Raw genomic sequence first — 12,473 nt, forward strand, 5'->3', positions numbered from 1 at the left:
AGGTTGATCAGAACCTGCCGCAGCCGCGATTCGTCGCCGATGATGCATTCGGGGATCGCCCGATCGATGTCGGACGTAAGCTCCAGCGACTTGCTGCGGCTTTCGGCGTGGAACACCTCGTACGTTTCGATCAAGCTCGTCCTCAGGTTCAGCGGCTCTTCTTTGATCTCCATCTTGCCGGACTCGATCTTGGATAAGTCCAAAATATCGTTGATGACATAGAGCAGCGCGGCGCCGCTGCGACGAATCGTATCAACGTACTCGCGCTGCTCGGCGTTCAGGTCTGTCTCCACGAGCAGATCGGCCATGGCGATGACCCCGTTCAGCGGGGTCCGGATTTCGTGGCTCATCATCGCCAGAAAATTCGCTTTGGCCATGGCCGCCTGCTCGGCCGCTTCCTTCGCCCGCTGCAGCTCCCGGGTCCGCTCGTTCAGCAGCTCGGTTTGCTGCTGCAGCTTTTTTTGCGCCAAATAGATGCTGACGAACCCTTCGATCTTCGACTTCAGCGTGCGCGGCACGAATGGCTTCACGATATAATCGATCGCGCCGACGGAATACGCCGTGAACGCCTGGTCCTGCTCGTCCGGAGCCGCGGTGATGAAGATGATCGGCACCGCCCGCGTTTTTTCGCGCGATTTGACCCACTGGGCCGTCTCGAACCCATCCATCCCCGGCATGTGTACATCGAGTACGATGACGGCGAATTCGTGCCTGAGCAAACAGCGCAGCGCCTCTTCCCCGGAGGTCGCCTTCTCCAGAATATAGTTCTGGTCCTCCAGCACCGCCTCAAGCGCAAGCAGGTTCTCCGGCTGATCGTCCACCAGCAAGATGCGGATCGGCACATCCATACAAACCCCACCTCATTTGATCTTGCGAAATATTTTCTCCTGCGGATCCAGCGTTTCGTAATGCCCCGCATGCTTCGTAAACGTGATCGACTCCTTATGCCCCAAGACGAGAATCCCCTGCGGGCATAAGCTTTCGTAGAACAGTTCGTGCGCATGGTTTTGCAGGATCGAATCGAAATAAATCATGACATTTCGGCAAAAGATGACGTGAAACTCGTTAAACGACCGGTCCGTCACCAGGTTATGCTGCGCAAAAACGATCCGCTCACGCAAAAAAGGATGAAATACGGCCACGTTCCCGGAGGCGCCGTAATACCCTGAGAACGCGTCCTTGCCCCCGGACAGCATGTAATTTTTGGTATATTCCTGCATTTTCTTGAGCGGGTAAGCGGCGCGCTCCGCCACATGCAGCACTTCTTCGTTTATGTCGGTCGCATAGATGCGCGCCCGGTCGTACAGCCCTTCCTCGTACAGCAAAATGGCGGTGGAGTATACTTCCTGCCCCGTCGAACAGCCCGCATGCCAGATGCGGAAGGACGGCAACTCCCGCAGCAGCGGCACGACCCGCTCCCGGAACGCCGCGAACAAGCTCGGGTCCCGGTACATCTCGGTTACGTGAATGACCAGATCGTCCACCAGACGCTCCGCGCAGCTCCGGTCGTGCAGCACCCGCTCCTGCAGGCCGGATACGCTGAGCAGCCGCTCCGCGTAGATACGGTGCCAGATGCGCCGGCGGACGGACGGATACGCGTAATTGCGAAAGTCGAAGCCGTACAGCCTGTACAGCCCCTCCAGCAGCAGAGCGATCTCGATGCGCTCCCGCTCCTCTTCTTCCCGGGTGCCCCGGCCTCCGTCCGCCTCCGAATAGACGGAGCCGAGCTTGCGCAGCACCCTCAAGTCCCCGGACTTTTGATCGTACAATCCGCCGCTCATTTGTACAACCACACCCGCATAAGCGAGAGAAGCTGCTCGGTATGAACCGGCTTGGTAATATAATCGGAGGCTCCGGCTTGAATGCATTTCTCACGGTCGTCCTTCATCGCCTTGGCCGTCAGGGCGATAATCGGCAGCCGGTCGAATCGCTCGTCGCCGCGGATGGCGCGCATCGCTTCGTAGCCGTCCATCTCCGGCATCATGATGTCCATCAGCACGAGATCGAAGTCCGGCTCCCGGTCCAGCGAATCGAGCGCCTGCCTGCCGGTTTCGGCAAATGCCACCTGCATGCCGAGGCCTTCGAGCAGATTGGACAGCGCGAACACGTTGCGGATGTCGTCGTCGACGAGCAGCACCTTCTTGTCTTTGAATACCGTTTCGATGCTGTGCAGCTTCTGAAGCACCTGCTGCTTCTCTTCCGGCAGGTTCTCCTCGACGCGGTGCAGGAACAGCGATGTCTCGTCAAGCAGCCGCTCCGGCGACTTCACATCCTTGATGATGATCGATTCCGCATATTTCTTCAAACGCAGCTGCTCTTTCTTATCGAGCGTCTTACCGGTATAAATCACAATCGGCAGCCGCCGCAGCCCCTCGTCCGCTTTGATCCGGTCGAGCAGTTCGTAGACGGACGGCTCCGTCATTCCGTAATCGAGCACCATGCAGTCGAACGGCTGCGCCGCCAGCACCTCAAGCGCCTCCTCGCCGCCCGCGACGGCCGTAATTCGGACGTCGTCATGAGCGATCAGGTTCACCAAGCTCTCGCGCTGCTCTTCGTCCGGTTCCACAATGAGCAGATTGCGCAGGTCGCGGTTCAGGAACGATAAAATATGTGTAAACGCCTGCTCCAAATGCTCTTTGCCGGACGGCTTGCGCAGCCAGGCGATCGCTCCCATCGACAGTCCCTGATGCACCTCGTCCACGACGGAAATGACATGAACCGGAATATGGCGGGTGGAAGCGTCGTTCTTGAGCTGCACGAGCACGGACCAGCCGTCCATGACCGGCAGCTGGATATCGAGCAGAATCGCATCCGGCTGAAGGGTCTTGGCGAGCTGAAGTCCCTTATCCCCCTGCAGCGCGACGACCGCCTTGAAGCCCCGGCTCCTTGCCATGTCCAGCAGGATCGCGGCAAAATGCGCATCGTCCTCGATAATCAGCAGCACCCGGTCGCCTTCCGCAATGCTGTCGCGATCGTCCGCGAAGGCAGTCACCGGCATTGCGCCGCTTTCGGCCGCTTGTGCGAGCGACAGCGGCGAAGGCAGCGGCCACCTATCCGTGGCCTCCTCCGAGGGCGGCATGGCGGCTGACGCCGCTTCGGCCGCGCCGGACGCCAGTCGCCCGCTGTGAGGCAAATACAACGTAAACCGGCTGCCGCGGCCCTCCTCGCTCTCCAGCTCAATCGTTCCGCCGAGCAGCGAAGCCAGCTGTCGGCTGATCGAGAGGCCGAGTCCCGTCCCGCCGTACTTGCGGCTCGTTGTTCCGTCCGCCTGTTGGAATGCTTCGAAGATCAGCTGCTGCTTATCGGGAGAAATCCCGATGCCCGTATCCTCGACCTCAAAGGCAACCATCGGCCGAGGTTCCGCGAGCTGCCGTATGGTGAGGCGAACGCTCCCGGAATGTGTGAACTTGAAGGCGTTGGACAGCAAATTTTTCAAAATTTGCTTCAGCCGTCCGCTGTCCGTTCGTATCTGTCCCGGCGTCTTACCGCCGAAATCCACCTCGAAGGACAGCCCCTTGGACCGGGCCAGCGGTCCGAACGCTTTTCTCATCGATTCGGCCGTCTCCTGCAGGCAGACCGTCTCCTCATGCAGCTCCATGCGGCCGGATTCGACCTTGGCCAAATCGAGCACATCGTCGATCAGCTTAAGCAAGTCGCAGCCGGACGAGTAGATCGTCTCGGCGTACTCTACCTGCTTGCCCGTCAAGTTGCGCTCCTTGTTCTCTTTCAGCAGTTGGGAAAGGATCAGCAAGCTGTTGAGCGGCGTCCGCAGCTCGTGCGACATGTTCGCCAGAAATTCCGACTTGTACCTGGAAGCCAGCGCCAGCTCCAGCGTCTGCTTCTCCAGCTTCTCCTTGGCCAGCTCGATCTGCCGGTTGATCTCCTCCGTCTCCCGGACTTGCTCTTCCAGCTCCGCGGTCTTGCGGACCAGAGCGTCATTGCTCTGCTCCAGCTCCTCCTGCTGCCGCTGCAGCTGCTCCTCCGACGCCCGCAGCGCCCGCGTCTGCTCCTCAAGCTTCTCGTTGGAAGCCTTGAGCTCATCCTGCTGGGACAGCAGTTCTTCCGACTGTGTCTGCAATTCGTCGGTCAGCGCCTGATGAATCCGCAGCAGCTCCTCGATCCTCAGTCGTCCCATTAAGGCGTTCAATGTCACGCCCAAGTTTTCGCTCGTCTGCTTGATCAGCTTCTGCTCCAGCTCCGAGAACGTCTTCAGCGACACCAGTTCGAACACCGCGATCACTTCGTCGTCATATTCGACCGGCTGCACCGTCAGGGTCAGCGGCTCCAGCTCGCCGAAGGCGGAGCGGATCGCGCCGTATTGTCCGGCGACGCCTTCTACCGTGATGGGCTTGCCGTCCTTCGCGCACTGCCCGACGAGCCCTTCTCCGAGCGGAAGCTCGGCAGCGGCCGTGCTTTCCGAACGGGCGTATGTGCCGGCAAGCACCAGCTTGTTGCCGTTCGGCGTCTGCTTCAGCACATAGAGCGCCCCGTCCTGCGCGCCGACGATCCGGGCCAGCTCTCCGATGAACGTTTGCGCCATCTCCTCGACCTTCCGCGAATCCTCCAGCATCGCATACATGTGTGCAATCCGGGTTTGCAGCCACAGCGTGTCTTCATTCACTTTATGCAGCGCCCGCTCGCTCGCCGTCGCTTGCTCCAGATCGTCCGCCAACCGGTTGAACACACCCGCAAGCCTGCCGAATTCATCACTAGACGTAATAGGCACACGGTAAGCCGCGTCCCCCCAATTCCCGCTCGCAAAATTCGTAAGCATCGCCGAAAGAATGTTCAGGCCCCGGGTAAACCCGAGCACGATCCACAGCACAATCGCCACGCTCAGCAGCAAGCCAACCAACGTCAGCAGCCCGGTATACGTCAACGTCTGTTGGTTATCATTCAGCGCCTGGGTGATAGCCACATCCATCGCTTCATTATGAAAATTCGTCAAATTGCCCATGCTGCTTGTAAAATTATCCTGCAGCTCAATCCCCACGTTCGTGCGAAGCGCGTTGGCCTCCGCTTGCTTGCCGCTTTGGTTCAGACGGACGACCTGGTCCTTAAAGTCCAAGAAGCGTTTGCCGTGCAGCAGAACTTCGTCTGCCAGCTCCCGTTCCTTCCCTTCCTTGGAAAAGTTGTCAATCTGCTGAAGGCCTTGCATGACCTTGCCGCTGATCGTCTTGACCGCCTCGGCATTCTTCTTGTCGCTGTCGCCCGAGTCGATCAACAGCAAATTCACGATGCCCTTGGCCAGCTCCGCCGCGTCGTTGCGCACCTGCGTACTGATCCGCACCTTCTGGTACCGATTTTCATAAATTTCCTTAATACTGGAATCCGTGCCCGTCAGCCGGTTCATGCCGACGCCCGCCAAAGCAAAAATCAGCACCAGCAGGATGCCGAATCCCATAAACAGCTTCGTCTTCATCTTCATCCGTTCATTCTCTCTCCCGTCCCTTTCTATCTCTCTTGTAGGATCTATAAGGCGTAGCCGACACCATCTACGTAGCAGTGATCAACACCATGCAAATATCGTCGCTCTGCGCCTCCCTCACATCCTGCGGCAGCAGGGTCTCCACAAGGCATTCCGGGCTGGGCGCCTGATGAATGCAGCTTTGCAGACGCAGTGCCAGCAGATCCGACTCCGCCGCATCCTCCGGGTAAGCGTCCGGCAGCGGCAGCGCCTCCAGCAGCCCATCCGTATACAAGGCGATGCGAATCGGCTGCTCATAGGTGAAGATGCTCTTCGTAATCTCCATCTGATCGAAAAAACCGACGGCGCAGCTTCCCTGATTAAGCGCCACCGGCGCTTTTCCCTCTTCAAAAAGAAAACCGGGCGGATGGCCCGCGTTCACGTATTCGATCGTCTTGGTCCGGGTATCGATCAGCAAATAAATCGCCGTGAAATAATAGCTGACCGACGGATTTTTATGATTGAGCTGGTTCATGTACCGGTTCAGCTCCGTCACGACGAACTCCGGCGAGACGAAGCGCGTGATCGTGTCCTGCATGACCGAGGAAATGAACATGCACACCAGCGAAGACGAAATCCCGTGGCCCATAATGTCCAGGATGATGACGCCGTGCCGGTCCTCGTCAATCCGGTACCATGCGTAAAAATCACCCGCCAGCTCGAACGACGGGTAATACGCGGCGCTGATTTCCAGCCGGTCCTTCTTGAGGGGCGGACTGAGCACGCTGCCCTGCACTTGTCTGGCCAGCTCCAGCTCCTCGCGGATACGGGCATCGTTCTCCTTGTGCCAATCCTTCTCGTATTTGAGGCGCAGCGCCGAACGAATCCGCGCGATCAGCTCGATTTTGTTCACCGGCTTCATCACGTAATCCATCGCCCCGGCCTCCATCGCCTCCGCCAGCTTGTTGGAATCGCCGAGCGCCGTCACGATAATCACCGGAATATCCTTCAAGCGCTCATCCTGCTGAATGCGGCGGCACGCTTCGATCCCGTCCATCTCCGGCATCATCATATCCATCAGGATCAAGTCGACCGGCACCTTGCCTCCGTCCGCATACTCGGTGAGCCGCTGCATCATTTCCACCGCCGAAGAGGCTTTCCAGAACGAGTCGTATCCTGCGCTTTTCAATATTTTTTCGATCACAATGAGATTGACCGGGTTGTCGTCCACGATGGCAATGTTCATACCTTATTCGTCTCTCCCTTGTCCGTGTGCATCCTTTGCCCTCGATGGCAAAGGTCCGTTCTTACCATTATAGCTTTTTTTTAAGCTTAATTAACCGAAAACGGAACGTTTGAATCAGCCCGAGGATTGTTTCGGCACGAAAAATCCGGGTTAATGAAGCATAAGCCGGACCGATCCGGACGGCTGGCCAACTCCATGGCAGACATGCCCGGCGAAGTCCGGACGCATGATCTGAACCGATTCGAGGAGGGACGACTCATGAGGACAAAAGTGAAGCTGGTAGAAGGTGAAGAGTACGCCATCCGCGCCATTCGGGGCTTTCGTGAGGAAGGCCATTCCCTAAATGAAATCTATGTGCTGGCGCATGACGACGACCGGACCGTAGGGCTCAGCCGCCTGACCGATACGAATACGATCGGCGTGATGGAGGAAGGGATGGCGACCGCTTTCGCCAACCTGTTCCGCTCCCGCGGCGATCAGCTCCGGGCGAAGATGGAATCGCTCGGCATCTCCGCGCTGGAGGCGGAGCGGTACGAGAAGGAGCTGGACAAGGGGCGCATCATGGTGCTCGTCTGGTACGAGGACGATACCCGCACCTTCGAGCGGACGGACGAAGATCTCGCCCGCCGCCGCGAGCACCCTGAGGACGTGGCAATTCCTCCGATGGGCGGCATATACATGTCGGGTCCAGGCGGCCCGGGCGGCACCGTGTAGAGCGCTTGTCGGCTGTCACGGAAGGCCTGAAGCTCCCCCTGCTTGAGGCAAGCCGTCCCTGACCGGGGCCGACGGGCACTGTACGTTTCCGCCCAAACCAAAAAGCACCTCGATCCTTTTGCGGGTCTCAAGGTGCTTCTTTATCTTTTTTAGTCAGGTGAATAGGCAGGCCGCTAGGCAAAAGCGGCATACGTGAGCTCCCGGAACTTTTCTTTCCACGGGGACCGGACCTGAAGAACGGTCCATAGCTCTTCTGCTTTTTGAACGCATACGGACTGCACGATCTTGGTATATTCGATGCAGCCGGAATCCACGATCAGCCGCATATACTGCTCCTTATCCTGTACAAGAGCGTCTGCGGTGATTTTTCCTTCATAATAGTCCTTCACCGGGCGAAACGCTTCGCTATCTACATTGAGCAGATACAGTACAGGCAGCGTCCGCTTGCGAAGCAGCAAATCGCTCTTCACATCGAATTGGGCGATGTCCTTCAGATCGTTCTGGATCTGGTGAATCATCCCGACGCAATCCGCCAGATCGTCGATCCGCTCCATCGTCTCTTCGCTGCAATCCGTCAGACAGTACCCCATCAGACAAGCGAACCGGAACAGGGACCCGGATTTCTCCTGAATCATTGTGAGATAATCGTCGACCTCAGATACCACCTGATTCGTGACGTCCTTATGCTGTCCGCTGACCGATCGGGACAGCATCTTGCTGATCTCATAAAGCGAACGCCCGGTCACTCCGCATTGGCCGAGCTCTCCGACGAATCCCGTCAGTAGGGCGAGCACCGCATTTAACGCCACCGCCGGCGGACACTGCATCCATGGCTTGCTCTCGTGATCCTGGTCCTGCAGGTCGTCGACGATATCGAAGCAGAGAAGAATCAATTCCGTCGCCGCGGCCAACCGGTCGATATGCGGCGAAGCTCCTCCCAGCATCTCATGGGTGCAGCGCGTAATGCTCGACCACGACCCTTGTTCCTGCGCCTTCTCCTCGATGAACGCTTTGAGCAAAGCATTGAGATCCTCCGCGCCCACATGATCGTCTACCATCCGGTACATATGCTCTACTGTGTCCCGATCCAATCCGCCCGTCCCCCTGATTGTCCATGTATAGTGGCTATGTATAATGCCTGCTCTTAATAAATTTCTCCATCGCTTCCATTCTCGACTTCGCGCCCAGCTTGTCGTAGATTCGGCGCAGGTAATTATCGACGGTACGCTTGCTCATATGGATGTGATCGGCAATCTGATCGTGCGTAGCCCCTTTGACGACCATGCCCATCATCATCACTTCTTCATCGTTCAAGTCTTCATACGAAGGCGAACCGCTCAATTGAATCTGGTGATACAGCGACAGCGGCAGCATCGTATGGTTGTCCAGAATGCAGTTCACCATGTTCTTGATCGTTCTGATGCTGGATTCCTTCGAAAGCACGCCGCTAACTTTCAGCTCGATAAGCCGATTCATCGCCCCCGTCAAGTCGTGACCGGTAAAAATCACAATATGAATGTGCGGATATTCCTTCTTGATTTGCGCCGCGACATCGGTCCCCGACAGATCGGGAAGCTGGTAATCCAGAAAAACGAGCCCCGGCTGGTGCTTCTTGATCTGCTCCAGGCCTTCCTCGGCGCTGCTGGCAATGCCGACCACTTCAATGCAGTCCGTGTCCTCCAATAATTCCTTCGTCGCATGGGCAACGAGAGGATGATCATCAATCACGAGAGCTTTGACCGTTTCGTTCATACGGACATCACCTCCCGGACCGGAATCGTAATAAAGAACTTCACACCGGCGCCCTGCCGCGAATCGCACTCCAGCTTTCCGTTCAAATGCAAGATACGACCTCTCATTTGCTCCACTCCCATCCCAGATGCTCCAATCTCCATGCGAGGTACTTGCGTGCTGTCAAACCCGACGCCGTCGTCTTCATAAGTCAGGCAGAACCTGTGATCCTTCACTGTCATGGCAAAAGATACTTTCGAAGCCTGCGAATGCTTCTTCGCATTGTTAAGCAACTCCTGGATAATGCGGAAAATATGCCTTTTTGTCGTCAAATCCTTCGACTCGATCGAAGAGGCGCCCTCTTCCTTGAACTCGATTTCGAACGGCGTATGGTACGCTTCCTTGTCCAGATACGTCCTTACGGTTTCGATCAGCCCGATCTCCTTCAGCAGAAACGGGTTCAATTCGAAGCAGCTTTGCCGCAGACTGTTGTTGATCATCTCAACGAAATTGATAATGTTGTTCAAATGCTCCTTGTCTTCCTTGTTCATCGCATACTTGTCCAGCAGCGAAACGAATCTCCGCTTGAGGAAAAACAGATCCTGCATCGTCGTATCGTGAAGATCGGCGGCAATCCGGAGCCGTTCTTCCTCTTGCAGCTCGAACATGATTTTGCGGAACCATTGAATGTCCTGCGCCGATTGCTCGTCGGGCAACTGCGCCGCCAGCAGCTGCATCTTCGCTGTCAGCTTGCGGATCAAGTGGACATTCTCCAGACTGACTTCCAGGTAGGAAGTAATCAAGTGAAGCCACTGAACCTCTTCCTTACCCAGCAAGGTGTTCGCTTTGTTGCTCGTAATGACGAGGTAGCTGGCGTATTCTTCATGACGATTAATCTCGATACAGGTGTATATCGGATGGTTGAGCCAAGTCGATGAGCGGATCATCTCCTTGATCTCCGCCGTATCGATCTCGCCTTCGTCAATGATCTCGGTATCGTTCTCGTACTGGAACACGATCGCACCGCCCCTTACCTGGAGCGTCTTGACGATGTCCACGAGGACAATTTCTTTCAGGTCTCGGAAGCTGGAAATGGCACCCAAACTCTTGGCAATTTTCTTCAGCGCCGTCTGTAGCACATACTTCCTCGGGAACAGGAAGCGTTCCAGTCTCGTTGTGAAATATTCGGCCGAGTACATGACCGTGGACAGCATGAAGACAGAGCCGAATAAAATAAAAATAATTTCTCTTGCATCCACCAAGCCTTTAAATAAGAAAGCGTAACTACCCGTAAAAATAGCAGACGGTGCAATCGCAAGCATAACTGCAAAAGCAAAACGACGGAGCACTAAGCCGATATCATATAGCTGGTTCGAAGCAATCAGGTATGCGAATGACATAGGGAAAAATAAGATAAACCAGCTTGTATAGACGGCATCTATCACTCTAGATCTCGTAATCAATTCTGGAATAAAAGAGAAACAGATTACCGGCAAAAACGATACAAATAAAGAAAACCATACACTTTTTACAATACTCGCCAGGTAAGATTTTTCTCGCCGTACTTTAAAATAAAGATACGTTAAGAGTCCTATATTTAATACAAAACCAACTATGAAAAAGCTTAAGGTAATTGAACCGTTATATTGATAAATCGGATAGGCCATTGGAGGATAGAAGTACATGAGCCTTATTCCAAAACCAATTACCGCCAGTGTGTATAAGTATTTTAAAATCCTTGATGGTAACTGTACCCCTCCTTTTTCCTTAAAAAAGACAATAAGAAAATGGTAAAAGACGATAGGCAGTACAGTCATAAAGCTAGTAATCAAAATCTTCCCAACAGCATCTCCCCGTACAGAAGCACCGCGACTTAAATAAATAATAGCACAAGTAAAAAAAACAACTCCCAATAACTGAGCCGATGAAGAATGACGCATCTTCCAAAAGAGCAGGACAGCCAAAAAGAGACACAACCCTTCCTCTGCCAAAGGAATCATGTCGTAATTGATAGAACTGTTGCTCTCCACGGTAACTTCGTGTGCAATCCCGTCTCTTGATATAACCAACTTATGGGCTTGCTCTATCACTCTCCATTTATAAATGGTCGGTACTTGATTAGGGTCCTTTCCATCCACCTCTTTAATGACATCGCCAACTCTAACCTCAAGCCTTTTATTTACCTCTTCTTCGGCTAATTCTCCAATAACCCATTCATTTTGTTGATTTAATGTAAGGTAAATCCCAATATAAGGATATTTAAACATTATGAAGGAGCACCAAATCTGGATCACGACGAAAATCGACAAAATTGTCCAAACTAAAAGTTTATTTTTCATAAAGTTCCCCCCCAAATACTTACTTTAATTAAACTTTCTTGATATACTGTTTCTAGTAATTTTGTCTTATAATAAGGGGGATATCCTACATGCTTACCATCCGGTTAACTCCGCAGTTGCATAATGTCGTGCATGTATTGAAGAATAACGATCTAGAAAAAAATGCAATCCCTTCCTTAAAAAATTCTACATTATATGCTTCGGAATCTCGTGCGGTTATCAAAACGTTTAAGCAATCTTCAAGAATGAATTTACAAGAACAAAATGAGCCTAAACACGTTCCTTGGGACTAGGTCAAGTATTATTTTACCAAATCAATAAGAGATTGTATATTAGGTCTTTCCTAGTATACAATCTCTTTTTAAATTTTGTGCATTATTTCGATAAAATGCGACAATTTCATTAATATGAAAAGCATAAATGCAATGATCTGCCCTTATAATAGTAAAGGGAGGGGAGCAGCTAACTATGTTTTATGTTGTATTATTTGTTATCTTTAATCTTCTCCTCTATCTTAAAATGAGGTTTATTTTATCAAGATTTTCTCATAAAGAAGCTGTAACTTCTTTAATTGGGTGGAATGTTCTGGGATTAATTTGGATAGTAACAGACAATGATTACTTGACTGTATCCTTATTGGTAATATTTATAATATTATTTTTCTGGTATGCTTTTTTTAAAAGAAAAAAATAGTTCCCACTTTATTCCTTTGTTAATAATGAGGTGAACCCATGAACAAGACCACTACCTGCTTTTCTGAAGAGGAAATTTAGGAAATTGAAGAATTTAAGGATGGGACACTGGTCATGAGCGTTGACGGCGAGGAACTTATCTGCTTTAGGATGTTGCATGATTTAATTCAACAGAAGATTGTAATTACGGATATTTCAAGAACTGAGCTATTAAAGTCCTACGCTCAACTAAAGGGCGTTAAAGACACTTTTGCCTCTTTGGATTTTGTAGATGCGACTATCTTGAAAAGTATCGTAACCAAATCTAGAAGACTCATCTTAAGTGAACTAGTGCCCCATCAGGC

At 53.1% G+C, this 12,473-nt stretch carries 10 protein-coding genes; 3 read left to right on the plus strand and 7 right to left on the minus strand.

Annotated features, from left to right (window positions below):
- The 4 genes from QJ48_RS04915 to QJ48_RS04930 form a co-directional block, all read right to left on the minus strand.
- A partial coding sequence (locus QJ48_RS04915) for a PleD family two-component system response regulator (protein ID WP_054972533.1) occupies positions 1-848 on the minus strand: 848 nt, incomplete at its 3' end.
- A gap of 12 nt (positions 849-860) precedes the next feature.
- Positions 861-1,781 carry a protein-glutamate O-methyltransferase CheR gene (locus QJ48_RS04920; protein WP_237762812.1) on the minus strand — a complete coding sequence of 307 codons (921 nt, stop codon included), beginning with the start codon at positions 1,779-1,781 and terminating at the stop codon, positions 861-863.
- A complete protein-coding gene (locus QJ48_RS04925) occupies positions 1,778-5,428 on the minus strand; it encodes a response regulator (RefSeq protein WP_054972534.1) in 3,651 nt (1,216 codons plus the stop codon). Before QJ48_RS04925 ends, QJ48_RS04920 begins: the two co-directional genes overlap by 4 nt.
- A gap of 67 nt (positions 5,429-5,495) precedes the next feature.
- A complete protein-coding gene (locus QJ48_RS04930) occupies positions 5,496-6,653 on the minus strand; it encodes a PP2C family protein-serine/threonine phosphatase (protein WP_054972535.1) in 1,158 nt (385 codons plus the stop codon).
- 258 nt (positions 6,654-6,911) lie between these two features.
- Here QJ48_RS04930 and QJ48_RS04935 point away from each other — a divergent pair, with 258 nt between their 5' ends.
- A complete protein-coding gene (locus QJ48_RS04935; RefSeq protein ID WP_054972536.1) occupies positions 6,912-7,367 on the plus strand; it encodes a general stress protein in 456 nt (151 codons plus the stop codon).
- A gap of 173 nt (positions 7,368-7,540) precedes the next feature.
- On the opposite strand, the gene QJ48_RS04940 is transcribed toward QJ48_RS04935, so the two are convergent.
- The 3 genes from QJ48_RS04940 to QJ48_RS37330 are packed head-to-tail and all read right to left on the minus strand — an operon-like array spanning position 7,541 to position 10,357.
- On the minus strand, positions 7,541-8,458 hold the full coding sequence (locus QJ48_RS04940) for a polyprenyl synthetase family protein (RefSeq protein ID WP_157261515.1): 918 nt from the start codon (positions 8,456-8,458) through the stop codon (positions 7,541-7,543).
- A 34-nt stretch (positions 8,459-8,492) separates the two neighbouring features.
- The gene (locus QJ48_RS04945) at positions 8,493-9,119 is read right to left on the minus strand and encodes a response regulator transcription factor (protein ID WP_054972538.1); all 627 of its coding nucleotides are present in this window, start codon (positions 9,117-9,119) and stop codon (positions 8,493-8,495) included.
- Positions 9,116-10,357, minus strand: a complete 1,242-nt coding sequence (locus QJ48_RS37330) for a sensor histidine kinase (protein WP_237762813.1) — start codon at positions 10,355-10,357, stop codon at positions 9,116-9,118. Before QJ48_RS37330 ends, QJ48_RS04945 begins: the two co-directional genes overlap by 4 nt.
- 1,169 nt (positions 10,358-11,526) lie before the next feature.
- Here QJ48_RS37330 and QJ48_RS36650 point away from each other — a divergent pair.
- Together QJ48_RS36650 and QJ48_RS38530 are read left to right on the plus strand one after the other, a co-directional pair.
- Positions 11,527-11,730 carry a hypothetical protein gene (locus tag QJ48_RS36650; RefSeq protein ID WP_157261516.1) on the plus strand — a complete coding sequence of 68 codons (204 nt, stop codon included), beginning with the start codon at positions 11,527-11,529 and terminating at the stop codon, positions 11,728-11,730.
- Positions 11,731-12,243: 513 nt separating this feature from the next.
- On the plus strand, positions 12,244-12,473 hold a 230-nt coding region (locus QJ48_RS38530; RefSeq protein ID WP_054972541.1), incomplete at its 3' end, for a hypothetical protein.

The organism is Paenibacillus sp. A3 (assembly GCF_001399685.1).
Taxonomy (GTDB): Bacteria; Bacillota; Bacilli; order Paenibacillales; family NBRC-103111; genus Paenibacillus_G.